This window comes from Xanthobacter aminoxidans (assembly GCF_043193615.1).
Taxonomy (GTDB): domain Bacteria; phylum Pseudomonadota; class Alphaproteobacteria; order Rhizobiales; family Xanthobacteraceae; genus Xanthobacter; species Xanthobacter aminoxidans.
In genome coordinates this window covers 1-26,357 of the sequence record NZ_JBAFUS010000005.1, presented here as the reverse complement: position 1 = coordinate 26,357, position 26,357 = coordinate 1, and the positions used below count along the sequence as shown (strand labels likewise).

At 69.4% G+C, this 26,357-nt stretch carries 23 protein-coding genes; 10 read left to right on the top strand and 13 right to left on the bottom strand.

The features are described 5' to 3' along the window. Window positions 1-10 precede the first annotated feature (10 nt). The gene (gene hrpB / locus V5F74_RS20630) at window positions 11-2,512 is read right to left on the bottom strand and encodes an ATP-dependent helicase HrpB (RefSeq protein WP_394009880.1); all 2,502 of its coding nucleotides are present in this window, start codon (window positions 2,510-2,512) and stop codon (window positions 11-13) included. Window positions 2,513-2,661: 149 nt separating this feature from the next. Between hrpB and V5F74_RS20625 the strand changes: the two genes are divergently transcribed. The 3 genes from V5F74_RS20625 (at window position 2,662) to V5F74_RS20615 (ending at window position 5,783) form a co-directional block, all read left to right on the top strand. Continuing rightward, on the top strand, window positions 2,662-3,666 hold the full coding sequence (locus tag V5F74_RS20625) for a WD40 repeat domain-containing protein (RefSeq protein ID WP_394009879.1): 1,005 nt from the start codon (window positions 2,662-2,664) through the stop codon (window positions 3,664-3,666). 147 nt (window positions 3,667-3,813) lie between these two features. Further along, entirely contained in the window at window positions 3,814-4,563 is a 750-nt protein-coding gene (locus V5F74_RS20620; protein WP_374252801.1) for an acetoacetate decarboxylase, read from the top strand. Between the two features lie 68 nt (window positions 4,564-4,631). Next, window positions 4,632-5,783 carry a patatin-like phospholipase family protein gene (locus tag V5F74_RS20615; RefSeq protein WP_029556109.1) on the top strand — a complete coding sequence of 384 codons (1,152 nt, stop codon included), beginning with the start codon at window positions 4,632-4,634 and terminating at the stop codon, window positions 5,781-5,783. Between the two features lie 28 nt (window positions 5,784-5,811). Here the strand turns inward: V5F74_RS20615 and V5F74_RS20610 are convergent, their stop codons facing one another. Together V5F74_RS20610 and V5F74_RS20605 are read right to left on the bottom strand one after the other, a co-directional pair. Then, complete coding sequence (locus tag V5F74_RS20610; protein ID WP_245279288.1) at window positions 5,812-6,600, bottom strand: sulfite exporter TauE/SafE family protein; 789 nt, start codon at window positions 6,598-6,600, stop codon at window positions 5,812-5,814. Window positions 6,601-6,619: 19 nt separating this feature from the next. Then, window positions 6,620-7,270, bottom strand: a complete 651-nt coding sequence (locus V5F74_RS20605; RefSeq protein ID WP_024276784.1) for a glutathione S-transferase family protein — start codon at window positions 7,268-7,270, stop codon at window positions 6,620-6,622. Between the two features lie 398 nt (window positions 7,271-7,668). Between V5F74_RS20605 and V5F74_RS20600 the strand changes: the two genes are divergently transcribed. From V5F74_RS20600 to V5F74_RS20585, 4 genes are all read left to right on the top strand, one after another. After that, the gene (locus tag V5F74_RS20600; protein WP_029556107.1) at window positions 7,669-8,886 is read left to right on the top strand and encodes a polyhydroxyalkanoate depolymerase; all 1,218 of its coding nucleotides are present in this window, start codon (window positions 7,669-7,671) and stop codon (window positions 8,884-8,886) included. Between the two features lie 244 nt (window positions 8,887-9,130). Then, the gene (locus V5F74_RS20595; RefSeq protein ID WP_394009878.1) at window positions 9,131-10,375 is read left to right on the top strand and encodes an MFS transporter; all 1,245 of its coding nucleotides are present in this window, start codon (window positions 9,131-9,133) and stop codon (window positions 10,373-10,375) included. 241 nt (window positions 10,376-10,616) lie between these two features. After that, window positions 10,617-12,047: a homospermidine synthase gene (locus tag V5F74_RS20590; RefSeq protein WP_250165343.1), complete on the top strand. Its 1,431-nt coding sequence runs from the start codon at window positions 10,617-10,619 to the stop codon at window positions 12,045-12,047. A 37-nt stretch (window positions 12,048-12,084) separates the two neighbouring features. Then, window positions 12,085-12,423, top strand: a complete 339-nt coding sequence (locus tag V5F74_RS20585; protein WP_374252796.1) for an MmcQ/YjbR family DNA-binding protein — start codon at window positions 12,085-12,087, stop codon at window positions 12,421-12,423. An 80-nt stretch (window positions 12,424-12,503) separates the two neighbouring features. On the opposite strand, the gene V5F74_RS20580 is transcribed toward V5F74_RS20585, so the two are convergent. Continuing rightward, on the bottom strand, window positions 12,504-13,058 hold the full coding sequence (locus V5F74_RS20580) for a GNAT family N-acetyltransferase (protein ID WP_394009877.1): 555 nt from the start codon (window positions 13,056-13,058) through the stop codon (window positions 12,504-12,506). Window positions 13,059-13,329: 271 nt separating this feature from the next. After that, complete coding sequence (locus tag V5F74_RS20575; RefSeq protein ID WP_029556102.1) at window positions 13,330-14,460, bottom strand: type III PLP-dependent enzyme; 1,131 nt, start codon at window positions 14,458-14,460, stop codon at window positions 13,330-13,332. 829 nt (window positions 14,461-15,289) lie between these two features. Here V5F74_RS20575 and hemA point away from each other — a divergent pair. Then, entirely contained in the window at window positions 15,290-16,573 is a 1,284-nt protein-coding gene (gene hemA / locus V5F74_RS20570; protein ID WP_029556101.1) for a 5-aminolevulinate synthase, read from the top strand. Between the two features lie 58 nt (window positions 16,574-16,631). Here hemA and V5F74_RS20565 read toward each other — a convergent pair whose 3' ends face one another. The 7 genes from V5F74_RS20565 to V5F74_RS20535 form a co-directional block, all read right to left on the bottom strand. Beyond that, window positions 16,632-17,456, bottom strand: a complete 825-nt coding sequence (locus tag V5F74_RS20565) for a phosphodiesterase (protein WP_394009876.1) — start codon at window positions 17,454-17,456, stop codon at window positions 16,632-16,634. A 3-nt stretch (window positions 17,457-17,459) separates the two neighbouring features. Next, the gene (locus V5F74_RS20560; protein WP_394009875.1) at window positions 17,460-18,500 is read right to left on the bottom strand and encodes an ABC transporter ATP-binding protein; all 1,041 of its coding nucleotides are present in this window, start codon (window positions 18,498-18,500) and stop codon (window positions 17,460-17,462) included. Continuing rightward, the gene (locus V5F74_RS20555) at window positions 18,497-19,288 is read right to left on the bottom strand and encodes an ABC transporter permease (RefSeq protein WP_374252786.1); all 792 of its coding nucleotides are present in this window, start codon (window positions 19,286-19,288) and stop codon (window positions 18,497-18,499) included. The genes V5F74_RS20560 and V5F74_RS20555 overlap by 4 nt, the downstream gene beginning before the upstream one ends. A 24-nt stretch (window positions 19,289-19,312) precedes the next feature. Beyond that, entirely contained in the window at window positions 19,313-20,131 is an 819-nt protein-coding gene (locus V5F74_RS20550; RefSeq protein WP_394009874.1) for an ABC transporter permease, read from the bottom strand. A 21-nt stretch (window positions 20,132-20,152) separates the two neighbouring features. Then, window positions 20,153-21,181, bottom strand: a complete 1,029-nt coding sequence (locus tag V5F74_RS20545; RefSeq protein WP_394009873.1) for an ABC transporter substrate-binding protein — start codon at window positions 21,179-21,181, stop codon at window positions 20,153-20,155. Between the two features lie 8 nt (window positions 21,182-21,189). Beyond that, complete coding sequence (locus V5F74_RS20540; RefSeq protein ID WP_394009872.1) at window positions 21,190-22,251, bottom strand: substrate-binding domain-containing protein; 1,062 nt, start codon at window positions 22,249-22,251, stop codon at window positions 21,190-21,192. 181 nt (window positions 22,252-22,432) lie between these two features. Then, on the bottom strand, window positions 22,433-23,068 hold the full coding sequence (locus V5F74_RS20535; RefSeq protein ID WP_394009871.1) for a hypothetical protein: 636 nt from the start codon (window positions 23,066-23,068) through the stop codon (window positions 22,433-22,435). Between the two features lie 199 nt (window positions 23,069-23,267). Between V5F74_RS20535 and V5F74_RS20530 the strand changes: the two genes are divergently transcribed. Together V5F74_RS20530 and V5F74_RS20525 are read left to right on the top strand one after the other, a co-directional pair. Further along, the gene (locus tag V5F74_RS20530) at window positions 23,268-23,990 is read left to right on the top strand and encodes a response regulator (RefSeq protein WP_394009870.1); all 723 of its coding nucleotides are present in this window, start codon (window positions 23,268-23,270) and stop codon (window positions 23,988-23,990) included. Next, window positions 23,987-25,348 carry an ATP-binding protein gene (locus V5F74_RS20525; protein WP_394009869.1) on the top strand — a complete coding sequence of 454 codons (1,362 nt, stop codon included), beginning with the start codon at window positions 23,987-23,989 and terminating at the stop codon, window positions 25,346-25,348. The genes V5F74_RS20530 and V5F74_RS20525 overlap by 4 nt, the downstream gene beginning before the upstream one ends. A gap of 42 nt (window positions 25,349-25,390) precedes the next feature. On the opposite strand, the gene V5F74_RS20520 is transcribed toward V5F74_RS20525, so the two are convergent. Continuing rightward, window positions 25,391-26,272: a 3-hydroxybutyryl-CoA dehydrogenase gene (locus V5F74_RS20520; protein WP_029556091.1), complete on the bottom strand. Its 882-nt coding sequence runs from the start codon at window positions 26,270-26,272 to the stop codon at window positions 25,391-25,393. Between the last annotated feature and the right edge of the window lie 85 nt (window positions 26,273-26,357).

Sequence of the window (26,357 nt, the reverse complement as noted above, 5' to 3'; positions counted from 1 at the left end):
AACGCCCCCCTCACGTCCCGCGCGGCTTCGCCCGCGTGGTCGGTGGGGCGGCGGCGGGGTCTTCCGGCCAGGGATGCTTGGGGTAGCGGCCGCGCATGTCGGCGCGAACATCCCGCCACGAGCCGCGCCAGAATTGCGGCAGGTCCTTTGTCACCTGGATCGGCCGGTGCGCGGGTGAGAGCAAAGCGAGGGTGAGGGGCACCCGCCCGCCGGCGATAGCCGGATGGGCGGTGAGGCCGAACAATTCCTGTACCCGCACCTCCACCGCCGGCCCGCCCTCCGCGCCATAGTCGATGGCGAGGCGCGAGCCGGTGGGCGCGGCGAAATGAGTGGGCGCCTCCGCCTCCAGTCGGGCGGTGAGCTCATAGGGCAGCAAGGCGTGAAGGGCGTTGCCCACGTCCGCGCCCGAGATGTCGGCCAGCGACGTGCGGCCGGTGAGAAACGGCGCCAGCCATGTCTCCGCCGATGCGGCCAGCGCCGCATCGGAGAGGTCCGGCCAGGGCTCGCCCTCGGCGGCGCGCAGGAACATGACGCGTTCGCGCCATTGCCGGAAGGCGGCGGAGAAGGGCAGGCGCCCGATGCCCGCATCCGCAATGCCACGGGCGAGCGCGCGCGCCGTCTTCGCGTCCGCCGGAACCGGCTGGGGCCGTGCCGCGAGCACCAGCGCCCTGAGCCGCCGCACCTCCCGCGCCCGCACTGCCATGGCGGCGGGGTCGAACGCGACTTCGAGGCCGGAGGTGACGTCGTTGGCAAACAAGGCTTCCACCTCGTCCGCTGACAAAGCGGCCGCGAGGGTGATGCGGGCGCCCTCGGCGCGGCCGGAGGCTTCCGCCACCGCGAGGAAGGGCGCGCGGGCGAGCGGGGATGTCCCCTCCAGCACCGCACCGCGACCGTTGGCCATCAGGAAGCGCACCTGGGTCTCCCCGGCCCGGCCCTCGCGGGCCTTGGCCACCCGGTCGGGAAAGGCGAGCGCCAGCAGGGCGGCGGGGGAGGGAGGCGCACCGTCCGCCGGTTCTTCCGCCGTAGCCTCCCGCGCCGCCATCTCCGCCCATCGCCCGGCAAGGCGGCGGGACTCCTCCGCACGGCGGGAGCGGTCGCGGCGGAAGCCGTCGAGGCGGGCAAGCAGGTCCGCGCTGTCGCCGCCAAGCCCGCGCTCCACCAGCAGCGCGGCGATCTCCGCACCGAGACGGCCCACGCCGCGCGCCGCGCCGATGGCGACCATGTGGGCGAGGCGCGGCGGCAGAGGCAGGCGCGCCATGAGGCGGCCGAGCGGCGTGACCGCCTCATCACCGTCGAGCGCGCCGAGGAGGCGCAGCAGCGCCTTCGCCTCGGTCACGGCCGGTGCGGGGGGCGGATCGAGGAAGGGGAGGGAGGCAGGATCGCGCACCCCCACGCGGGCGAGGTCGAGCACGAGGCCGGTGAGATCGGCGGCGAGGATTTCCGGGGTGGCGAAGGCCGGCAGGCTCGCCGTCTCGCCCTCGCTCCACAGGCGACAGCAGACGCCGGGCTCGGTGCGGCCGGCGCGGCCCCGGCGCTGGTCGGCGGCGGCGCGGGAGACGCGGACGGTCTCGAGTCGCGTCAGCCCCACGTCCGGCTCGAAGCGGGGCACGCGGGCGAGGCCGCTGTCCACCACCACCCGCACACCCTCGATGGTCAGCGAGGTCTCGGCGATGGAGGTCGCCAGCACCACCTTGCGCCGCCCCGCCGGGGCCGGCAGCACGGCGCGGTCCTGCTCGGCGGCGTCCAGCGCGCCGAACAAAGCGACCACATCGACCTTGGGGTCGCGCACCTGTTCCAGCAGCAGCGCCTCGGTGCGGCGGATCTCCGCGGCGCCGGGCAGGAAGGCGAGGATGGAGCCGTCTTCCCGGTCCAGCGCGCGGCGGATGGCGTCGGCCATCTGGCGGTCGATGGGCGCGCGCGGATCGCGGCCGAGATAGGCGGTCTCCACCGGAAAGGCGCGGCCCTCGCTCTCGATGACAGGGGCCGGCGCGCCCACCCCCATCAAAGAGGCGACGCGGGCGCCGTCGAGGGTCGCCGACATGGCGAGGAGCCGGAGGTCGTCCCTGAGCCCGCGCTGGGAATCGAGGGCGAGGGCGAGGCCGAGATCGGCATCGAGGCTGCGCTCGTGGAACTCGTCGAACAGCACGGCCGTGATGCCGGAGAGTTCGGGGTCGTCCAGCACCATGCGGGTGAAGATGCCTTCCGTGACCACCTCGATGCGGGTGCGGCGCGACACCTCGGACGCAAGCCGGGTGCGGAAGCCCACGGTGCCGCCCACCGCCTCGCCGAGGGTCTGCGCCATGCGCCGGGCGGCGGCGCGGGCGGCGAGGCGGCGCGGCTCCAGCACGAGGATTTTTCCGCCCGTCGCCCACGGCTCGTCCAGCAGGGCTAAGGGCACGCGCGTGGTCTTGCCGGCGCCGGGCGGAGCCACCAGCACGGCGCAGGGGGTGGACGCGAGCGTCGAGCGGATGTCGCCGAGCACGGCGTCGATGGGGAGCTTGGTGTCGAACATGGCGGCGCCGCCCTTATGCGGCCGCGCCGCGCGCAGGCCAAGAGCATTGAAGGGATAGAGCGGAGGAGGGATAGGGCAGAGGGGGTGTTGCCAGCGGCCCGCATCGGTGCCTTAAGGAACGCCCCGTCCATCACCGGGATCAGAGCACCATGGTTTCCGCCCCGTCCAGCCTCACCAGCAAGGTCCGGCCGCTCGCCTTCGAGGCCGGCGTTGTCGCCCTCGCTTTCCTCGAGTCCAAGGCCGCCTTCGTGGGGACGGATGGCACGGCCTCCCTCATCGGGCTGGAGGAGGGCGCAGCGCCGGTTGTGGTTCCGGTTCACGACGGCGGCGTGCTTAGCGCGGCCTCCGACGGCAAGCGGCTGGTCACCGGCGGCGACGACGGGCGGGTGATGGAGACGCTGGCGGACGGCACCACCCGCGAACTGGCGCAGCAGAAGGGGCGCTGGATCGACCGGGTGGCGCTGGGGCCGGACGGGGCCGTCGCCTATTCGGCCGGCAAGGTCGCCCATGTGCTGCAGCAGAAGGGGGAGCCGAAGTCGCTGGAGGTGCCCTCCACCGTGGGCGGCCTCGCCTTCGCCCCCAAGGGCCTGCGCCTCGCGGTGGCGCATTACGGCGGCGTGTCGCTGTGGTTCCCCAATGCGGCGGGCGCCAAGCCGGAGGTCTATGGCTGGAAGGGCTCGCACCTTGGCGTGGCGTTCTCGCCGGACGGCCGCTTCCTCGTCAGCACCATGCAGGAGCCGGCATTGCACGGCTGGCGCGTGGTGGACGGCGCGCACATGCGCATGTCCGGCTATCCCTCTCGGGTGAAATCCTTCGCCTTCACCGCCGACGGCAAGTGGCTTGCCACGTCCGGCTCGGGCGAGGCCATCCTGTGGCCGTTCCAGGCCAAGGACGGCCCCATGGGCAAGGAGCCGGCCATGCTCGCGCCCTCGCCCACCTCGCGGGTGACTGTCGTGGCGCCCCACCCCAAGGACCCGGTCGTCGCCATCGGCTACGAGGACGGCATGGTGATGATGGTGCGCATCTCGGACGGCGCCGAGATCCTGCTGCGCGCGCCCGACACCGACCCGGTGACCGCCATCGCCTGGCACGGCTCCGGCGGGGCCGTTGCGTTCGGAACGGAAAAGGGTCAGGGCGGCCTGCTGGCCTTCTGAACCGCCGCGGTTTCGGTGCCGCGCACCAAGTCCTTAGCCGCACAGGAAACTCGTGCCGCGGGCGGCTTTTCACGGGCGCCCGTCCGCTCTACCTTGGCGGCGTCCATTCGCAGGTGCGAAACGGGACAAGCGCACGAGAGACTGCCGATGAAGATCGCTGACGTTCGCCGCACTGCCTACTCGATGCCGCTCACCAACCCCTCGTTCCCGCCGGGGCCCTACCGCTTCATCGACCGCGAATACATGATCATCACCTACCGGACCGATCCGGAGGCGCTCGCGAAGGTGGTGCCCGAGCCGCTCGAGGTCACCGAGCCGGTGGTGAAGTACGAATTCATCCGCATGCCCGATTCCACCGGCTTCGGTGACTACACCGAGACCGGACAGGTCATCCCGGTCCGTTTCAACGGCCAGGAGGGCGGCTACGTCCACTCCATGTATCTGGACGACGAATCCCCCATCGCCGGCGGGCGCGAGCTGTGGGGCTTTCCCAAGAAGTACGCCCAGCCGAAGCTCAAGGTGGAGACCGACACGCTGGTCGGCACGCTCCATTACGGCAGCGTCCTCTGCGCTTCCGCGACCATGGGCTACAAGTGGGTGGCCGGTGACAAGGAGAAGATCCTCGCCTCCCTGCTCACCCCGAGCTTCCTGCTCAAGATCATCCCGGACGTGGACGCCACGCCGCGCATCTGCGAGCTGGTGAGCTACTATCTGGAGGACATCACGCTGAAGGAATGCTGGGTCGGGCCCGGCGCCCTCGGCCTGTTTCCGCACGCCTTGTGCAATGTCGCGGCCCTGCCGGTGCTGGAGGTGCTCTCCGCCGTGCACATCAAGGCTGATCTCACCCTCGGCATGGGCAAGGTGGTCTACGACTACATGAAGGAAAACGGCGCCTGACGTCCGGCTTCCGGCGGCGTCCTGCGCGCCGCCGGTCGAGGGAAACAACTTCAAAGAAGGTGAGGGCGATGACCGACGCTGCCAACCAGCGCTCCAGCGAGCTGTGCGATATCATCGACGAGTACAAGCGCGTGGCGCTGGTGTTCCAGGGCGGCGGGGCGCTCGGCGCCTATCAGGCCGGCGTCTACGAGGCGCTGTCGGAGGTCGGGTGCGATCCGAACTGGATCTCCGGCGTGTCCATCGGCGCCATCAACTCGGCCATCATCGCCGGCAACGCGCCGCAGGACCGGGTGACGAAGCTCAGGGACTTCTGGGAGACCATCACCTCCCAGCGCATCCTGCCGATCAACCTGGAAGGCGACATCTTCCGCCAGTGGCGCAACCAGCTCAGCGCCACCCGGACCATTTTGCAGGGACAGCGCGGCTTCTTCACCCCGCGCTTCCCCAATCCCTGGCTGCTGCCCTCGGGCGCCGCCGGCGCGACCTCCTTCTACGACACCGCCCCCCTGCGCGAGACCCTGCTTCGGCTCGTGGACTTCGACCGCATCAATTCCCGCGAGAAGCGCTTCTCGGTGGGCGCGGTGAACGTGCGCACCGGCAATTTCATCTATTTCGACAATCAGGAACACAAGATCGCGCCGGAGCACATCATGGCCTCCGGCGCGCTGCCGCCCGGCTTCCCGGCGGTGAAGATCGACGGCGAGTTCTACTGGGACGGCGGCGTCGTCTCCAATACCCCGCTCCAGTTCCTGCTCGACCAGCCGGACCACCCCAGCGCGCTGGTGTTCCAGGTGGATCTGTTCAGCGCCCGCGGACAACTGCCGCGGGACATGTTCGACGTGTCGGAGCGCCAGAAGGACATCAGCTATTCCAGCCGCACCCGCTACACCACCGATGTGTTCCGGCGGGTTCAGGATCTGCGCTCGAAGCTCTACGACGCGCTCCAGCGCATTCCCGAGCAGCTGCGGACGGAAGAGGACATCGCCCTCATCGACGATTATGCCAGCTCCGGCCCGGTCAACATCTGTCACCTGATCTATCAGGAAAAGACCTACGAGCGGGAATCCAAGGACTACGAGTTCTCGCAGACCTCCATGCGCGAGCACTGGCAGACCGGCTACGAGGACACGGTGAAGACCCTTCGGCAGAAGGAATGGATGCGGAAGCCGGACGATTCCATCGGCATCGTCGTGCACGACATCCACCGCCTCTCCGAGTGAGCGGCGGCCGGCGTGCGCGGCGGCCGGCTCAGAGGAGGCCGCGCACCAGCATGTAGGTGCCGAGCAGGCCGAGGCCGGAGAAGAAGATGCGCCGGAACATCTGCGGCGAGGCCGCCCGGCGCACCATGGCGCCGAGCTGCATGCCGATGAAGGCCGGCAGCAACGCCGCCGCGGAGGCAAGCGCCGCGGCGGGATCGGCCAATGCCCCGCCACCGTCGCCGGGATGGAACAGCACCACGGCAAGCGCCGTGGTCGAGACGATGAAGGTGAGCCCGAGGGCCTGCACCAGATCATCCCGCGCCAGCCCCAGAGACTGGAGATAGGGCGCCGAGGGCATGACCGAGACGCCGGTGGTGCCGGTGACGAGGCCGGTGAGGAAGCCCATCACCGGGGACAGCCATGGCTCGTGCCGCTGTGGCACCTTCAACTGCACTGAGGACAGGCCCAGCGCGCCATAGGCCAGCAGCGTTGCACCGAGCACCGGCTGCGCGGCGGGCGAGGCGAGGCCGCCCAGGAGCAGGCCGCCGACGAGCGTGCCGGCCGCCACCATCACCATCATCCAGAAGAAGCGCCGGGCGATGCCGAGCACGTTTGGCCCGGTGAAGTATTGCCAGAAATTGGTGACGGTGGAGGGGAGGATCAGCAGCGCGGCCGCCTCGGGCGGGGCAAGGAACACGCTGAGCAGACCGATGCCGACCGTCGGCAACCCCATGCCGATGACGCCCTTCACCATGCCCGCCAGCACGAGCACGGCAAAGCCGACGGCGATCAGGCCCAGGTTCACGGAGGAGACGGCGGCGGCCGCCGTTTCGATCACAGGACTGGACCCGGCCGCATCAGAATTCGGCGTCCAGCTCTTCCAGCTCTTCCGGCTCGGAGATCGCGCCGTCGATCCACTCGCGAACCAGCGGCAGCGCCATGATGCGGGCGCGGTAGGCCTCGCATTCGGGGTCGAGCTTCACGTCGTAGGTGGTGAAGCGCGAGCAGACGGGCGCATACATGGCGTCGGCCAGCGTCGGCGTCGCGCCCATCAGGAACGGACCGCCATGGGCGGTGAGGCAGCCGCGCCAGATGGCGGCGATGCGCTCGATGTCCGCCTGCGCGCCGGCCCAGACCTTGAAGCCGGGATAGTGCGCCTTGATGTTCATCGGCAGCGCCGAGCGCATGTTCGCGAAGCCCGAATGCATCTCGCCGGAGATGGAGAGGCAGTGGGCGCGCACCGCGCGGTCGGCGGGCAGCAGCCCGGCCTCGGGGAAGACCTCATTGAGGAAGGAGGCGATGGCCAGCGTGTCCCACACCGTCACGTCCTCGTGCACCAGGCGCGGGACGAGGAAGGAGGGCGACAGCAGCAGCAGCTCCGCCTTGGCGTCGGGATCGTCGGTCGGCACCCGCTCCTCATCGAAGGAGAGGCCGGCCATCCTGCACAGCAGCCAGCCGCGCATGGACCAGGAGGAGTAATTCTTGCTGGAGATGGTGAGCGTCGCCATGCCTGTCCCGTGCCTCGGATTTGCGATCCCTGACCTGACCGTTCCCCTCGACCCTTCCGCCTTTGTTTGCTCTTGGCGCATGCTTGTTCTTGGCGCAGCCGGCGGCTTCGACTTTGGTCGGGCATCCGGCGCGGTCGCTCGGCCTTCGGCCCTGCTGCTAAGGATGCGTGTTGCAATGCACCACGCATAGCTCCAATATCAACTTAACAGGTACATCCGTTCAGGCTTGCTGCAAAGCGGAAAGCTGGGCCTGCGACAACTACTTAATGCTTCCGCCGGCCGTCGGGGGCCGGGCGTGGGGGACGCGGAGCAGAAGGACCTTTCGGCATCATGCTGCAGACTTCTTCCAGGTTCACTCCTCTGGCACCGCGGTGCCGGACGGTCCGGCGCACGCTGTCATGATGTACTCCGCCTATCAGGCCCAGGCCGACCTCATGAGCCCGATGAGGTTCTTCGCCAGCCTCGCGCGGCAGACCCTCAACGGCCCTCTCATCAATGGATACGGCCATCTCGGCTTCCGCCAGCTCGCGGCCGCCTACGAGCTCATCGAGCGTGCCGGCCTCTCCCATGGCCGGCCGTCTTTCGGCATCAAAACGGTTGAAGTCGGCAATCGCGAAGTTCAGGTGACGGAGGAAAACACCGCCGTCCTGCCCTTCGGCACCCTCCTGCGCTTCAAGAAGGACGTGGACATCGCCCAGCCGCGCGTCCTCGTGGTCGCGCCCCTGTCGGGTCATTTCGCGACGCTGCTCGTCAACACCGTGAAGACGATGCTGCCGGACCATGACGTCTACATCACGGACTGGCACAATGCCCGCGAGGTGCCGCTCTCGGCTGGCCCCTTCGGGTTCGACGACTATGTCGAGCACGTCATCCGCTTCCTGGAGGTCCTGGGGCCGGGCGCCCATCTCGTGGCGGTGTGCCAGCCGTGCGTGCAGGCCCTCGTCGCCGCGGCGGTGATGGGGCAGGAGAAGAACCCGGCGGTGCCGGCCTCCATGACGCTCATGGCCGGCCCCATCGACTGCCGCATCAACCCCACCAAGGTGAACGAGCTGGCGACCTCCAAGCCCATCTCGTGGTTCGAGAAGAATTTGATCTCGACCGTGCCGAAGGGCTTTGCCGGCTCGGGGCGGCGGGTCTATCCCGGCTTCCTCCAGCTCACCGCCTTCGTGAGCATGAATTACTCGCGCCATGTCAAAGCGCATCTCGACCTTTACAATGCCCTTTCGGAGGGCGACGAAGAGAAGGCCGAGTCCACCAAGGCCTTCTATGACGAATATTTCGCCGTGCTGGACCTTGCCGCCGAATTCTACCTGGAGACCGTGCGCTACGTGTTCCAGGAATACCGCCTGCCCAAGGGCGAACTGACCTATCGCGGCCGGCCCATCGATTTCCGCGCCATCCGCAAGACGGCGCTGCTGACGGTGGAGGGCGAGCGGGACGACATCTGCTCCATCGGCCAGACCATGGCGGCGCAGGACATCTGCTCGGCGCTGCGACCGCACAAGAAGCGCCACCACATGCAGGCGGGCGTCGGGCACTACGGCGTGTTCTCGGGACGCAAATGGGCCAGTCAGGTCTATCCCATCGTCCAGAACCATATCCTGGCGAGCGATTGACCGGCGGGCGGCTGAACCCAAGCAGCTGAACCGCAAGCATCTGAACGGCAAGCATTTGAACGGTTCGTGAGCGGACGTTGGGGCATGGGTTGCCAACCCCTGCCTGCAACGGTACGCGGGCAGGGTCCAAGGATCGTCCGGCCCACGGACGTGCCACCGCGCGGATCTGCCCCGTGATTTGCCCGTCACCTCGCCCGTCAACCTGCCTGCCGACATCTCCCCCGCGCCGCCCCCAGATGCAGCCGTGACCGCGGCCGCATCTTCAGCCGGGATACGGCTTCGGGATCATCCTGCCTTCATCCTGTTCTGGATCAGCCGGGTCTGCTCGGCCCTCGCCTTCCAGATGCTGGGAGTGGTGGTGGGGTGGCTGGTCTACAGCCTCACCGGCAGCGCCGCCGCCCTCGGCCTCGTCGGCCTCGCGCAGTTCCTGCCGATCCTGTGCCTGACCCTGCTGGTGGGCCATGTGGCCGATACCTTCGACCGGCGGCGCATCGTGCTGGCCTGCCAGACGCTGTCGGCGCTCACGGTGGGCGCCCTCGCCCTCGCGGAGGGCTCCGGCCATGCCGGCCTCCTGCCGATCTATGCCGCCGTCGTCACCATCGGGGCGAGCCGCGCGTTCGAGGCACCCACCATGGCGGCGCTGCTGCCCCGCCTCGTGCCCGGGGAGGTGCTGCCGCGGGCGCTGGCGGTGGCCTCCTCCGCCATGCAGATGGCGACCATTGCCGGCCCGGCGGTGGGCGGCTTCGCCTACATCTTCGGGCCCGCCGTGCCGCTGACGCTGGCGGCGGTCTGCTATGGGGTGGCGGCGGTTGCCATGGCCTTCATCCGCCATGTCCATGCGCCGGGGCCGCGCAGCGCCATGACGCTCGAGACCCTGCTGTCGGGCCTCGCCTTCATCCGCCGCAGCCCGGTGGTGCTGGGCTCCATCTCCCTCGATCTGTTCGCGGTGCTGCTCGGCGGCGTCACCGCGTTGCTGCCCATCTATGCCGGCGAGATCCTGCATGTGGGAACGCAGGGCCTCGGCGCCCTGCGCGCCGCGCCGGCGGTGGGGGCGGTGCTCATGTCCATCGTGCTGGTGCGCCGGCCGCCGACGCGCCAGGTGGGACACGTCATGTTCGCCGCCGTAGCGGTGTTCGGGCTGGCGACGGTGGTGTTCTCGCTCTCCTCCAGCTTCCTTTTGTCGCTGGGCGCGCTTTTCGTGCTGGGCGCCGCGGACAATGTGAGCGTGGTCATCCGCTCCTCGCTGGTGCAGCTCTCCACGCCGGACGAGATGCGCGGGCGGGTCAGCGCGGTGAATTCCCTGTTCGTCGGCACCTCCAACCAGCTCGGCGAATTCGAGTCCGGCATGGTTGCCGCGCTCATCGGCGCGGTGGGCGCGGGGGTCGTGGGGGGCGTTGGAACGCTCATGGTCGTGGCGCTCTGGACGCGGCTTTTTCCCGCGCTCTTCCACGTCGATGCCATGCCGGTGAAAGTCGAGACCCGGCGCTGAGCCAAGCCCTGCCGCTGCTTGGTTTGCCGGCTTTGCTCAAGCTCTTCGGTTGACGCCGGGCTGCGCTTTTCCCATGGTGCGCCCGCCCGCGCTTGCGCGCGGCGTCTACACCCACGCCGCGCCCTTGCGCGGCATCGTTTCCACGCCGCGCCGATCCCACGGGTTCCCCCGTTTTCGCGCGTCCTGTGACTTTCGCGGCGCCGTAACGAGCCGGCGCCGCCACCCCGAGGAGTGTTTCACCATGAGCGACTGGCCGGTCCACGCAAAGATCGACGGCCCCATCGTGATGATCGGATTTGGCTCCATCGGCAGGGGCACCCTGCCGCTCATCGAGCGCCATTTCGATTTCGACCGCGAGCGCATGGTGGTGATCGATCCGGTGGCGGACCACCGCAAGCTGCTCGATTCCCGGGGCATCCGCTTCGTCCAGTCGGAAGTCACCGCCGAGAACTACCGCGACCTGCTGACCCCGCTGCTCACCAACGGCGCCGGCCAGGGCTTCTGCGTGAACCTCTCGGTGGACGTGTCCTCCATCGCCGTGATGGAGCTGTGCCGCGAACTTGGCGTCCTCTATGTGGACACCGTCATCGAGCCCTGGAAGGGCTTCTATTTCGACGAGGCCATGCCCACCGCCGCGCGCACCAATTATGCGCTGCGCGAGAGCCTGCTAGCCGCCCGCCGTCGCAATCCGGGCGGCACCACCGCCGTGTCCACCTGCGGCGCCAATCCGGGCATGGTGTCCTGGTTCGTGAAGCAGGCGCTCCTCAACGTCGCCGCCGATACCGGCCTCGACCGGCCCGAGCCGAAGACCCGCGAGGAGTGGGCGCAGTTCGCCCGCAGCCTCGGCATCAAGGGCATCCATATCGCCGAGCGCGACACCCAGCGCGCCCGCGAGCCCAAGGTGATGGGCCAGTTCTGGAACACCTGGTCGGTGGAAGGCTTCGTCTCCGAGGGCCTGCAGCCCGCCGAGCTGGGCTGGGGCACCCACGAGAAGACCCTGCCGCCGGACGGCCGCACCCACGAGGCGGGCTGCGGCGCGGCCATCTACCTGCTCTCCGCCGGCGCCGCCACCCGCGTGCGCTCGTGGACGCCGACCCCGCAGGCGCAATACGGCTTCCTCGTCACCCACAACGAGGCCATCTCCATCGCCGACTACCTCACGGTGCGCGACGGCGATCAGGTGGTCTATCGCCCGACCTGCCACTACGCCTATCACCCCTGCAACGACGCGGTGCTGTCGCTGCACGAGATGTTCGGCAATGGCGGGCATTTCCAGGACAGCTGGAAGATCCTCGACGAGCACGAGATCGTCGACGGCATCGACGAACTGGGTGTGCTGCTCTACGGCCATGCCAAGAACGCCTACTGGTTCGGCTCCCAGCTCTCCATCGAGGAGACGCGGGAACTCGCCCCCTACCAGAACGCCACCGGCATGCAGGTGACGTCCGCCGTGCTCGCCGGCATGGTGTGGGCGCTGGAGAACCCCGAGGCGGGCATCGTCGAGGCCGACGAGATGGACTTCCGCCGCTGCCTCGAAGTGCAGACGCCCTATCTCGGCCCGATGATCGGCACCTATACGGACTGGACGCCCCTCACCGGACGCCAGAAGCTGTTCCCCGAGGATCTCGACCTCGAGGATCCCTGGCAGTTCAAGAACATCATCGTGCGGTGAGGCCTGCGGAGGCCTCCCGCTGAAAGGGAGGCCTTCCATGGCTGTCGATGCCGCCCGTGTCCGGGAGATGGCCCTCGCTCTGCCCGAGGCGAGCGAGGCGCCGCACGTCGATCGCAAGGCGTTCCGCACGCCGCGCAAGATCTTCGCGACGCTGGGGCCGAGCGGGCTCGACCTCAACCTGATGTTCGATCCCGACCTGCGCGATTTCTACTGCGAGCAGGTGCCCGAGGCCTTCGCGCCGGTTCCGGGCGGATGGGGGCGGATGGGCGCCACCCGCTGCGACCTCACCGTGGTGGACGAGGCGACGCTCGCCTCCGCGCTCCAGGCGGCCCACCGCCTTGCCGCTCCAAAACCGAAGCGGCCTCGGAAGGGCTGACCTGATCCCGGACCCCGAAACAGAAATCCCCGGCGCGACGGATCGAGCCGGGGATTTTCATGTGTCGTCGCGCGATCGGATCAGGCGGACTTCAGCAGTACCGGCGCCAGAAGCTCTTCCAGCGAGGGCAGGGCGATGCGGGCACCGGTGGGGCTGATGAGGCCGCGGGCGCCGTCCAGCGCGCCGGCCTTCAGCTCCAGCGCCAGCAGGCGGTTGCGGTCGTAGGCGCCGGGCATCCACAGCTCGCCGGTCTTCTCCGCGGAGAAGCCAAAGCGCTCGTAATAGGCCGCATCGCCCACCAGCAGGATGGCGCCGTGGCCCTTGGCCCGCGCCGCCGCGATGGAGGCGCGTATCATGGCGCCGCCGAGCCCGTGGGCGCGGAACCAGGGATGGACCGCGAGCGGGCCGAGCAGCAGCGCCGGACGGGCGGGGCCCGCCGTCACGTTCCACAGCCGCACGGTGCCGGCCAGACGGCCGTCGGGGCCGTGGGCGGAAAAGGCGAGGCCTTCCGCCGGCAGGCGGCCCTCGCGCAGACGCTCGGAGGACTTGGCCTTGCGCCCCTCGCCCATGCACAGGTCGAGCAGGGCCTCGCGGGGGGCCACATCTTCCACGGATTCAAGCACGATCTCGGTCATCGGCAGCTCCTTGCGCCAACGTGAGAGGTGAAGAAGCCCGTCCCGGCTGCATCACAGCCAGGGAATACCTTCGGGGCGAATGCCTTCAGGGACGGGTGCGGAAGACGAGGGGACACGTCCCCTCCTCATGCCCCGGACGGCGTCATGCCAGTGCCGGGGGACCTTCTGCGGCCGGGTCGCGGAATACGCTCGGGCGCCGCGCGGGCGGGTTTCCGCGTGGCTCCGATCAGGGGGCCACGGGAGCTTGGATCTTCGGCGGCTGAAGCCGCCCTCAGATCACGTAGGACTTCAGCGGCGGGAAGCCGTTGAACGCCACCGCCGAATAGGTGGTGGTGTAGGCGCCGCACGCCTCGATGATGATCTTGTCGCCGATCGAGAGCGAAAGCGGCAGCTCGACCGGGGTCTTCTCATACATCACGTCCGCGGAATCGCAGGTCGGGCCGGCGAGAACGCAGGGGGCGGTGTCGTCGCCGTCGCGCGGGGTGCGCAGCGGGTAGCGGATCGCCTCGTCCATCGTCTCGGCGAGGCCGCCGAACTTGCCGATGTCGAGATAGACCCAGCGCATGGCATCCTGCTCGGACTTCTTCGAGATGAGGACGACCTCGGTCTCGATCAGGCCGGCATTGCCCACCATGCCGCGGCCCGGCTCCATGATGGTCTCCGGAATCGCGTTGCCGAAGTGGCGGCGCAGGGAGGCGAAGATCGCCTCGCCATAGGAGATGGCGCCCGGCACGTCCTGCAAATAGCGGGTGGGGAAGCCGCCGCCCAGGTTGACCATGGACAGCGAGATGCCCCGCTCGGCGCAGGCGCGGAAGATCGCGGCGGCAGAGGCGAGCGCGCCGTCCCAGGCGTGCACGTTCTTCTGCTGCGAGCCCACGTGGAAGGACACGCCATAGGCGGCGAGGCCGAGGCGATGGGCGTGCTCCAGCACGTCCGCGGCCATCTCCGGCTCGCAGCCGAACTTGCGGGACAGGGGCCACTCGGCGCCGGCACCGTCGCAGAGGATGCGGCAGAACACCTTGGCGCCGGGGGCGACGCGGGCGATCTTCTCGACTTCCTCGTAGGAATCGACGGCGAACAGGCGAACGCCCACCTTGAACGCGCGCTCGATGTCGCGCTCCTTCTTGATGGTGTTGCCGAAGGAGATGCGGTCGGCGCCCGCGCCGGTGGCGAGCACCATGTCGATCTCGCCGGTGGAGGCGCAGTCGAACGAGGAGCCCAGCTCCTCCAGCGCCTTCAGGATGGCGGCATCGGGGTTGGCCTTCACGGCATAGAACACGCGGGTGTCCGGCAGCGCGCGGGCGAACGAGAGATAGTTGGTGCGGACCACGTCGAGGTCCACCACCACGCAGGGGCCATCCTCTCGCCGGGTACGCAGGAATTCGCGGATGCGATCGGTCATGGATACCTCCCCGTGACCTGAAGCCAGTGAAGCGCAGGGAACTGCGCGACGACAGGACGGACGCTCCTTTAAGGGAGAGCCCGGGGCACGCGCTCGCATTCGCCCGGCGATGTGGACACGCCGACCGTCTGCGGGCCGTACCCGCTTCGCCGGGGCTTTACCCGGCCGCATCATCGGACCGAACGGCAGCAGAACCGCCCGCTTGGCCGCAAGGCAAAGCAGGAGCGAGGACGACTGCGCACGATTGGAGAGGGAAGTCCCGCTCCGCACGGCCGGCAAGATGTAGTGCCTCTTTAGTAACGCCGACCTTTGGAGGGCCGACCGAGACCAAAAAAGCCCTTACGTCGTTGCTTCAAGTCACGTCCCCCGCATTGAGGAGCGGGGTGGGCCGGTTCCCTCCGGCTTGTCGATCGTCCTGGCAGCTTTCCGGCCTCTTGTCCGGAGATCCTACCGACCGACACGCGACCACAGGCACGTGCGAATTTGGGCAACGCGGATTTAGGGGATTCGGTCCGCCCATGCAAGGGGCAATTTGATGAAGATCAGTGCAGCGGCGCAGGGCAGGTCTGAGCCGCTCGCAATGCTCTCCGGGCCGGCGGCCCTCGCCGCTCGTTTCCAGGTGCCAACCTCGGGCGAAAGCTTGCCGTCACTCTCTTCCGCGCCGCCTGCTGCGCTGCGGCATTTGTGCAGCTCTGGCCGTGGGTTGCGCCGGATCGCCGCGCGTCGCCCTCGGCTCTTGATTGGCATCAATACAAGGAGCAAGGTTGCAGCATAATCTTAGAACAATGAGGATCCACCCGCGATCCCGTCTGCCGCCGCAGGGTTCGGAATGATCTACGATACCTTCTTCGCCGACGCCATTGACGCCCTGCGCAAGGAGCGCCGCTATCGCACCTTCGCCGAGATCGAGCGCGACGCCTCGCACTTTCCGCGGGCGGTGTGGCACTCGCCGGGTGGTCCGCGCGACATCGTGGTGTGGTGCTCCAACGACTATCTCGGCATGGGCAGCCATCCCGACGTGGTCGCCGCCATGTGCGACGCGGCCAAGGCGCGCGGCGCCGGCGCCGGCGGCACCCGCAACATCTCGGGCAACAGCCATGAGATCGTGATGCTGGAGCGCGAGCTGGCCGACCTGCACGGCAAGGAGTCCGGCCTCGTCTTCACCTCGGGCTACATTTCCAACGCCACCGGCATCTCCACCATCGTCAAGCTGATCCCCGACTGCGTGGTGATCTCGGATGAGCTGAACCACAATTCCATGATCGAGGGCGTCCGCCACGGCGGCCGGCAGAAGGCCATCTTCCGCCACAACGACCTCGACCATCTCGAAGAGCTGCTGAAGGCCGCGGGCGACCGGCCCAAGCTGGTGGTGTTCGAGAGCGTCTATTCCATGGACGGCGACATCGCCCCCATCGGCGCCATCTGCGACCTCGCCGAGCGCTACGGCGCCATGACCTATCTCGACGAGGTGCACGCGGTCGGCATGTATGGCGAGCGCGGCGGCGGCGTTGCCGAGCGTGACGGCGTCATGCACCGGGTGGACGTGATCGAGGGCACGCTGGGCAAGGCCTTCGGCGTGGTCGGCGGCTACATCACCGGCAAGCGCCTCGTCATCGATGCCGTGCGCTCCTACGCGCCGGGCTTCATCTTCACCACGGCGCTGCCGCCGGCGATCGCCGCAGCGGCCACCGCCTCGGTGCGCCACCTCAAGAACTCGCAGGCCGAGCGCACCGGTCAGCGCACCCAGGTGGCCAAGGTCAAGGCGGCCCTCGCCGCCGCCGGCCTGCCGCAGATGGAGACGCCGACCCACATCGTCCCGGTGATGGTGGGCGACGCCAAGGCCTGCAAGATGGCGTCGGACCTGCTCCTCGCCGAGTACGGCATCTACATCCAGCCCATCAACTACCCCACCGTGCCGCGCGGTGCCGAGCGCCTGCGCATCACCCCCACTCCGTTCCACGACGACGCGCTCATCGCCCATCTGGCGACCGCCTTGTCGGACGTGTGGGAGCGGCTCGAGCTGCCTTACGCGGACCGGGTGGCGCAGCACACCGCCTCGCGCAGCACTGCGGCCGGCCCGGCGCCGATCCCGCTGCCGGTGGCCGGCGGCTGACCTGATCTCTCCCCGATTGAAAAGCCCCGGCTCTGCCGGGGCTTTTTGTTTTGGAGCCTCAGGCGGGCGTGCCGATGGCCTTGCCGTCCGGCCCAAAGAAGGGATGCGGGCCGGAAAAGCTGCCGATGAAGCTGCGGTGGGTCACGAGCCGTCCCTCCGCGAACAGGTGCAGCGAAAGGCTGGGCGGCTCCATGTGGAAGGTGGGCGGCGCCTCCGGGTCCAGCGCCAGGCTGACCGAATGGGCCGGGGCCGGGGCGATGGTGGCGGCGATGCCGGCGAAGGTGGTCGTCACCGCCCGATGCACATGGCCGCAGGTGAAGCCGACAACCTGCGGATGCCGCCGCAGCACCGCCTCCAGCGCCGCGGCGTCGAACAGGTTCTGAACGTCCATGTGGCGGATGCCGGTGAGGAACGGCGGATGGTGGGCGCAGACGAATGCCGGCCGGTCCGGCGCTGCCGCCAGCGTCGCATCGAGGAAGGCGAGGCCCTCTTCGCCCAGCGTGCCATGGGGGCGGCCGTAGACTGTGGAATCGAGCATCACCAGCCGCAGCGGGAAATCCTCCACCACATAGTTCACCCGTCCGCCCGCGCAGCGCGCGGCGATCTCCGGGAAGGCCTTGAGCAGCCCGCCGGAGCTGTCGTGATTGCCGGGCACGGGAAACAGCGGCAGGTCGAGGGGCGCGACGATGGCGCGGAAGCGGGCAAATTCCTCCGGGTCGTCGAAATCGGTCAGGTCGCCGGTGACGATCACCGCATCGGGCCGGGGATCGAGCGCGCGGATGTGGGCCACCGCCGCTTCCAGATAGGTCGCGGTGTCCACCACCCCATAGGCAAGCGTGCCGGGGCGGCGGATGTGGGTGTCGGTGAGCTGGGCGATCAGCATGGGTCAGGCCAGAGTGTAGCGGTTGGCATCGAGGGCAAGGCCGATGGCCGCGCCGGCAGCGAGGTCGAGGTCGGCGGGCGCCTCGGCGATGATACGGGTTCCGTCGCCGGCATTCAGCGTTACCCGCTGGCGCGGGCCCTGGAACTCCACCTGCGCCACCTGGAACACCAGTGTCGCCTCGGCCGGGCTTACGAGGCGCACCGCCTCGGGGCGGAACAGCAGGTGCGCCTTGGTCCGGTCGGGGGCGGCGACGGGCAGGATGCCGGCGGCGGTCTCGAATCGGCCGTTGCGCACGATGCCCTCCAGCCGGTTGGTGATGCCGACGAAGCCGGCGACATAATCGTCCGCCGGCCGGAAGTACACCTCCCGCGGCGTGCCCACCTGAGCGATGGCGCCGTTCTTCATCACCACGATGCGGTCGCCCAGCGCCAGCGCTTCCGCCTGGTCGTGGGTGACATAGACGGCGGTGATGGCGAGGCGGCGCAGCAGCGCGTCGATCTCGCTGCGCAGATGCTCGCGCAGGGCGGCGTCCAGGGCGGTCAAGGGCTCGTCCAGCAGCAGCACGCGCGGCCGCACGGCGAGTGCGCGGGCCAGGGCGACGCGCTGGCGCTGGCCGCCGGAGAGCTGGTCGATGCGCCGCTCGGCCAGAGCCTCGATGCGCATCATGGCGAGCACCGAGGCCGCCTGCGCCCGCCGCGCGGCCGTCGCCACGCCACGCACGCGCAGGCCATAGGCCACGTTGTCGATGACGCTCATGTTGGGGAACAAGGCGTAGGACTGGAACACCATGCCCACGTTGCGCTTCTCGATGGGCAGGGCCGTCACGTCCGCCCCGTCGAAGGCGATGCGGCCGCCGGCGTCGGGCGTCTCCAGCCCGGCGATGAGGCGCAACAACGTGGTCTTGCCGCAGCCGGAGGGGCCGAGCAGCACCAGAGTCTCGCCGGCCTTCACCTCCAGATCCACCGGCGAGAGCGCCCGCGTGCCGTCCGGATAGGTCTTGCCGCAGCCGGCGATGGAGATGGCGGCGCCGGTGGGTGCGGTCATCGCGCGCTCCCGGTGGTGCGGCCGAACACTTGGAGGGCGAGGAGCAGGGGCACGATCATGACGAAGAAGACCAGCGTGTAGGCGCTCGCGATTTCGAGGCGCATGGAGGCGTAGCTGTCGGCGAGGCCCACCGGCAGCGTCTTGGTCAGCGGCGTGTGCAGCATCCAGGTGAGGTTGAACTCGCCGATGGAGAGCGTCACCACCATCAGCGCCCCGGCGAGGATGCCGCCCTTCGCATTGGGCAGCACCACATGGAAGAAGCGCTGCAGCGGCGAGGCGCCCAGCGAGGCCGCGCCTTCCTCCAGCGAGCGGATATCGACGGCGGCGAGCACCGCCATCACCGCGCGCAGCATGAAGGGCAAAGTGTAGAGCACGTGCCCGGTGAGGATGAAGGCCGGGCTCATGCGGAATTCGCGGATGGCGCCATAGGCGAGGATGAGCGCCAGCGCCAAGGCAAGGCCGGGCACCGCCACCGGCAGCGTCACCACCTCTTCCACGATTCGGGCAAGGCGCGAGGGGCGTCGCACCAGCGCCCAGGCGGCGGGCACGGCGAGGACGAGCGTCGCCGCGAGGGTGCCGAGCGCGATGCCGATGGAAAGCCAGATGGTGTCGGAATAGAGCGCCAGCACCTGCTTCACCCAGTCCAGGGTGAGGCCGGAGGAGACGCCCCGGAAGTAGTTGGCGGTGAAGCCGGCAAGGATGGAGGCGCCGGCCGGGACCATGAGGAAGGCGGCCGCCAGCAGGGTCACGAACAGCTGGAAGGCGAAGGTGAGGCGGTGGGTTTTCATGGCGCGCGTTTTCATGGATAGCCCTCAGCCGGCCGCCGCCACGCCGTTACCGGCGAGGTTGCGCGAGAGGGCGAGCACCGCCCAGGTGATGAGGCCGAGGGCGATGGAGAGGGCCGCCGCGGTGGCGAAGTTCGCGTTCAGGGTGAACTCCGTATAGATGGTCATCGCCAGCACATCGATGCGCGTCGCCAGCGTGAAGGCGGTGCCGAACGCCCCCATGGCGGTGGCGAAGGCGATGGCGCCGGAGGCCATCAGCGCCGGGGCGATGCCCGGCAGGGTCACGTCGCGCAGCACCTCGAACCGGCCGGCACCCAGCGAGCGGGCCGCCTCCTCCAATGCCGGATCGAGCTTCTCCACGGCCGCCATGAGCGTCACCAGCACGCGCGGCAGCGAGAAATAGACATAGCCCGCGAACAGGCCGGCCATGGAATAGGCGAACACCCATCGCCCCATGCCGAGGCCCATGGACAGGCTGGAAAGCAGCCCCTGCCGGCCGGCGAGCAGGATGACCATGAAGCCCACCACCACGCCGGGAAAGGCCAGCGGCAGGGTGAGGCACGAGACCAGCAGCGGCCGGCCCCAGAAGCGGTTGCGGGCGAGGAACAGGGCGACGACGGTGCCGATGGCGAGGGTCGCCGCCGTCACCGCCGCCGAGAGGGCGAGGGTCGCCACCAGCGTCGCGAAGTGCCTCGGGTTGGTGAGGATGGCGACATATTCCGCCATCCCGTTGGGGCCGGACCCCGCGACGCCGACGAGCCGCACCATGGGCAGCAGGAAGAAGGCCGCCACGAACAGGAACAGCGGCAGCAGGAACAGGCGGGCGAGGCGATCGGCGCTGTGCATGGCTTCAGGCGAATGCCCGCCTCACTTCACGTTGTTGAGGTAGGCGTCGGAGAAGGCCTTCTGCGCGGTCTCCATGCGGGCATAGTCCACCGGCTTGGCGCGGGCATAGTCCGAGGCCGGCAGGAAGCGGCTGGCGATCTCCGGCGGCAGCGTGATGTTTCGGGCGGGGCGCAGGTAGGCCTTGGCCCACATGGCCTGTCCCTTGTCGGAGAGCACGTAGTCCAGAACCTTCTTCGCCGCCTCGGGGTGCGGCGCGCCCTTCACCATGGTCATCACATAGGGGACGACGACGGAGCCTTCGCAGGGGATGACGAAGGCGAAATTGCCCTTCTCGTTGTACTTCGCGCGGTAGGCGTTGAAATCGTAGTCGAACAGAATCGGGATCTCGCCGGAGACCACGCGGGCGTAGGACGTCTGCTTGGGCACGATGGGCTGGTTGGCCTGGAGCTTCTTGAAGTATTCGATGCTCGGCTTGAAGTCGTCGAACGAGCCGCCCATGGCGCCGTTCACCGCCACAGCGCCCACATAGCCGACGAAAGCGGAGGTGGGGTCGAGATAGCCGACGAGGCCCTTGTATTCGCTCTTCAGCAGGTCGGCCCAGCAGGCCGGCACCGGGGCGCCGCCCAGCGCATCCTTGTTCACGAACAGGCCGAGCGTGCCGGAATGGATGGTGAACCAATTGCCGTCCTTGTCCTTCAGGCCGTCAGGAATGTCGGCGAAGCCCTTGGGCTCGTAGGGCTGAGTGACGCCGGCATCCTTCGCCTTGATGCCGAAGGTGACGCCGAGATAGGCCACGTCCGCCACCGGGCTCGCCTTCTCGGCCAGGATCTGGGCGAGGGACTGGCCGGAGTTCTTGTTGTCCTGCGGCACGTCGATGCCGGTGTCGGCCTTGATGGCCTTCAGCATGGCACCCCAGTCGGCCCATTCGGGCGGACAATTGTAGCAGATGGCATCCGCCGCCGCGGCCGGGCGAGCGGGGGCGATGGCTGCCACGGCGGCGAGCGCAAGAGCGGAAAGCGTCACGGCGGAAAGTGTCTTGAGGGGACGCATGGCGGGCCTCACGGGTTGGGTGGGGTCGGCGGGGTGGGTTCCTGTCGGCGGGTTCGCTTCGACGCGGCGGCAAGGGTGCCGCCGGACCGCAGGCTGAAGGGCAGCCGCTCCACGCGGGGGGCGGCGCCGGTCTCGATCATCTCGAACAGCAGCTCCACGGCCCGCTCGCCCATCAGGCGGGTGGGCGTGTCCACGGTGGCGAGGCTCGGGCTCATGGCCCGGCCGAGGGCGATGCCGTCGAACCCGGCCACCGACACGTCGTCCGGCACGCGGATGCCGAGGTCGCGCAGCGCGCCGATGACGGAGAGGGCGAGCAGATCGTTGGAGCACAGCGCCGCGGTGGGGGCGGAAAGGCCGCCGAACAGACCGGCGAGCGCGGCGGCGTGGCTCGGCGCGTCGCCCAGATAGTCGAGTTCCAGCGGCGCGACGGCATCGAGCCCGGCCGTCTCCATGGCCGCCCGATAGCCCTCATAGCGCCGGAGCGAACGGTCGGAGGTGGCGAAGCGGCCGGCGAGATAGGCGATGTTGCGGTGCCCGGCCGCGATCATCGCTTCGGTGAGGGCGCAGGTGGCCGCCGCATTGTCCACGCAGACGGCGGCGCGGGCATCGGTGTCCGGCTCGTTGTGGACGAGCACGAAGGGGATGCTCTCGGCCTCCAGCAGGTCGAGGGTGGCGTTGTTCTCGGCGCAGGCGACGGTGAGTACGAGGCCGGCCACGTTCTGCGCCACCAGCGTTTCCACCAGCTCCGCCTCGGCGGCGGGGTCGTAATCGGTGGCGGTGAGGAGCAGGGTGTGGCGGCGCTCGCGGGCGGCCGCCTGCATCCCCGCCACGGAGGCGGCGAACACCGGATTGGTGAGGCTCGGGATCAGGACGCCGAGGGTGCGGGTCTTGAGCGTCTTCAGCGCCCGGCCGATCTCGCTGGGGCGGAAGCCCAGCTCGTCGATGGCCGCACGGACCCGGGCCTCAACTTCGGCGCTGGTCGGCGCCGAGCGGTTGATGACGCGGCTGACCGTCGCGATGGAGCAGCCTGCGCGCTCGGCGACGGTCCTGATGGTGACGATGCGCGGCACGTCCGACCCCGGTGGGCTCCAATGGAGCGTGAAACCGTTTTCAGATCAATAGGTGCAACGCGCGACAGGCGTGTGACGGGCCCGGACGGGGCCTGAAATGCGGACAGCGGGCGTGCCGAGGCACGCCCGCTGCGGGGAAGGGAAGATCAAGGGCGGCGAGATTCCCTTCCTTCTCGTGACCTCACGGACGCGCAGGGGGCGGCGGGAGGTGATCGGGGTGGCTGCGGGGCGGCGCGCCGGGGGGCGGCGGAGGCGGCGGCAGGAGTGCGAATTCGAGGCGGCCCAGCTTCTCGATCTGGTCGGGCGAGAGGCGCGTCTTCAGGGCGTCCACGGCCTTGAGGAGCCGGGTACCGGCCTTGCCGGCCTCCTCGCTGCGCGCGCCGAACGCGGTGACGAGGGAGAGCGGCGCGGCGCCGGGCTGAGGCGGCGGCGGCGGGGGCGGCAAGGCCTCCTGCAGCGCATCGGTGAAGTCGCGCCAGGCGTCGAGCTGGTTGGTGCGGATGCCGAGGGCGGCTTCGGCGGCGGCGAGGTTGCGGGCGAGGCCCATGGGGCCGGGGGGAGGAAAGGGGCCGGGGGGAGGACCGCCAGCGGGGCCACGGGGCGCGCCGGGAGGACCGGGCGGACCGAAGGGCATGGCCGGAGTGTCCGGCCCGGCCGCGAACTGGTCCTGCGGGGGCATGTGGTCGTCCACCTTGGCGTATCCCGGCGAGGACACGATGAAACCCGCGACGGCCAGAATGCCGAGGGTCGCCCCGGCGAGGATGAGGGCCCGGAAACTCTGGCGCGGCGTCTTCGGCATCGGCGTGTTGCACGTCATGGCGTGCCTCCTGTCCATCAGGTTGACGCGAGGATGGAGGCGGCTCGTAGCCAAATGAGGTCAGGGAGGTATCGTTAGATGTCCTGCCCGGCGGATTTTGTAACGCAATGTTGCCAGCCGCCCCGTGGCAACGCTGGGAAGCACGGATGCGTGCGGCGGCCGGGGAGGCGGGCTAGCATCGGCCCGAACGGAGGAACCGGTGCAACAGGACGGTCCGCATATTCTCGTCGTCGACGACGATCTCGAAATCCGCAAGCTGCTCAGCCGCTATCTCGCCGCGCAGGGCTTCCGCGTGACGGCGGCCGGCGACGGGCGGGAGATGGAAGAGAAGCTCACCACCCAGCGCATCGATTTCGTGGTGCTGGACCTGATGCTGCCCGACGCCTCCGGCCTCGATTTGTGCCGCGCCCTGCGCGCCCGTTCGCGGGTACCGGTGATCCTGCTCACCGCGCTGAAGGAAGACGTGGACCGCATCATCGGCCTCGAGATCGGGGCGGACGACTATCTCGGCAAGCCGTTCAATCCGCGGGAGCTGGTGGCCCGCATCCGCGCCGTCCTCCGGCGCACCAGCGTCACCGATCCCGCCTCCTCCGCCGTCCGCGCCTATGGCTTCGCCGGTTTCCGTGCCGAGCCGGACCTGCGCCGCGTCACGGCGGCGGACGGCGCGGAGGTGCCCCTCACCGGGGCCGAGTTCGACCTGCTGATGGCCTTCCTGGAGCGGCCCGGCCGCATTCTCTCGCGCGACCAGCTGCTCGACATCACCCGCGGGCGGGAGGCCGGCCCCTTCGACCGTTCGGTGGACGTGCTGGTCAGCCGGCTCAGGCGCAAGCTCGGCGACCAGGGCGCGTTCCAGATCCTGAAGACATTGCGCAACGGCGGCTACCAGCTCTCCGTGCGGGTGGACATCGAGGAGGCGCCGTGAGGACCCTGCGCGCCCAGGTCTCCGCCATCCTCGTGGTGGCGGTGCTGGTGGTGATCGCGCTGGCCAATGGCGCCTCCTTCTTCGTCGCGCGCCCGCTCTGGCCGCCGTTCGGCGATCACGGCACCCATGCGGCGGACCTTCTCATCATGGCCGATCTGGCCGCGGCCGTTCCGCGCGGCACCGAGGTCCGGTCACAATCCGGCGAGGCGCTGCTGCGTCCGGTGCCGCCCGCGGGTGAGATCGATCCGGAAGAGACCCGCCTCATGAGCGAGGCGCTGGCAAGGCTCGGCTCGACCTTGCCCGTCCGGGTGTTGCGCCGCCCGCCGCCCTCCGGAGCGCCGGATGGGCCCGGTTCCGCGCCCCCCGGCGGGCCGACGGGCGTGACCGCCCTGGCGCTGCCGGACGGGCGCTGGCTGGTGGTGGATGGCCGCCGTCAGCCGCTGCCGCCGCCCGGCCCTCCGGGCGGCACCTTCGGCTTCGCCGCGTGGCTTGCCTTCATGGTCGCCGGGGTCACGGTGGTGGCGGTGTTCGCGGTGCGCCGGCTCACCAAGCCGCTCTCGCTCATCGAGGAGGCGGCGCTCCGCATCGGTCCCGACGGCGAGCCGCCCGTGCTGCCCGAGCGGGGGCCGACCGAAGTGCGCGCCGCGGCGGTCGCCATCAACCGGCTCTCCGCGCGGCTGAAGGCCTCCATGGACAGCCGCATGCGTATCGTCGCCGGCGCGGCCCATGATCTGCGCACGCCGCTCACCCGCATGCGCCTGCGCGCGGAATTCATCCCGGACGAGGAGGAGCGCGCCCAGTGGCTCTCCGACCTCGCGGAGCTGGACCGCATCGCCGACAGCGCCATCCGCCTGGTGCGCGAGGAGGTGGAGGGCGGCACGCTGGAGACGGTACGGATGGACCGTCTTGCCGCCGATGTGGCGATGGAACTGAAGGAGATCGGGCTCGCTGTCGTTCTCCTCGCCGCATCCCCGGCGTGCGTCGCGGGTCGGCCGCTCTCGCTCAAGCGCGCGGTGCGCAACCTCGCGGTCAATGCCGCGACCCACGGCTGCGGCGCGCGGCTCGCCGTCAGCGCGGATGCAGCGCGGGTGGTGCTGGTGATCGAGGATGATGGCCCCGGCATTCCCGAGGCGCTGATGGGGCGGGTGTTCGAGCCGTTCTTCCGGGTCGATCCGGCGCGGCAGGTGAAGATTCCCGGGGCGGGCCTTGGTCTCGCCATCGCCAACGAGATCATCGTCCGCCATGGCGGACAGCTCATCCTCTCGAACCGGCCCGGGGGCGGTCTTTTGCAGCGGGTGGAACTGCCCGCCGCCGCAGCCGGCGATGACCAGGAGCCCGGCGACGCTGGGCCGGGTTGATCCGCGGGGAGGCCGGGGTGCCCGACCTCTCCGCCGGATGCCTCAGCGGGTGGGGACGGGCTTCTCGCCGCGATAGTCGTAGAAGCCGCGCTGCGTCTTGCGACCGAGCCAGCCGGCCTCGACATACTTCACCAGCAGCGGGCAGGGCCGATATTTGGAATCGGCGAGCCCCTCGTGCAGCACCTGCATCACCGCGAGGCAGGTATCGAGGCCGATGAAGTCGGCGAGCTGGAGCGGACCCATGGGATGGTTCGCGCCAAGCTTCATGGCGCGATCGATGGAATCCACCGAGCCCACGCCCTCATAGAGGGTGTAGATGGCCTCGTTGATCATCGGCAGGAGGATGCGGTTGACGATGAAGGCCGGGAAGTCCTCGGCCACCGCATAGGTCTTGTGCAGGCGGGTGACGAAGGTCTTGGAGGCCTCGAAGGTCTCGTCGTCGGTGGCGATGCCGCGCACCAGCTCGACCAGCTCCATCAGCGGCACCGGATTCATGAAGTGAATGCCGATGAAGCGCTCCGGCCGGTCGGTCGCGGCGGCGAGGCGGGTGATGGAGATGGAGGAGGTATTGGAGGCGAGCAGCGTTTCCGGCTTCACCACCTGGCAGAGCCCGGAGAAGATCTTGCGCTTCACCTCTTCCCGCTCGGTGGCCGATTCGATCACGAGGTCGCAGTCGGCGAGGTCCTCGGTCTTGTCCGCGGCGACGATGCGGGCGAGGGCTTCCTGCCGGTCGGTCTCGGACACGGTGCCCTTGGCCACCTGCTTGGCCATGTTGCCATTGATGGTGGCGAGGCCGGAGCGGATGCGGTCGGGGTCCGCGTCGTTCAGCGCCACGTCGTAGCCGGCGAGCGCGCACACGTGCGCGATGCCGTTGCCCATCTGGCCTGCGCCGATGACCCCGACCTTCTTGATCTCGAGCGGCATGATTCTCTCGTTTCGCCTTGTTGCCGGTGACCGGGGCGGGCCTCCCCGAAACTGCGGCCGGTGGTGGTCCGGCCGCAGCCAGAGT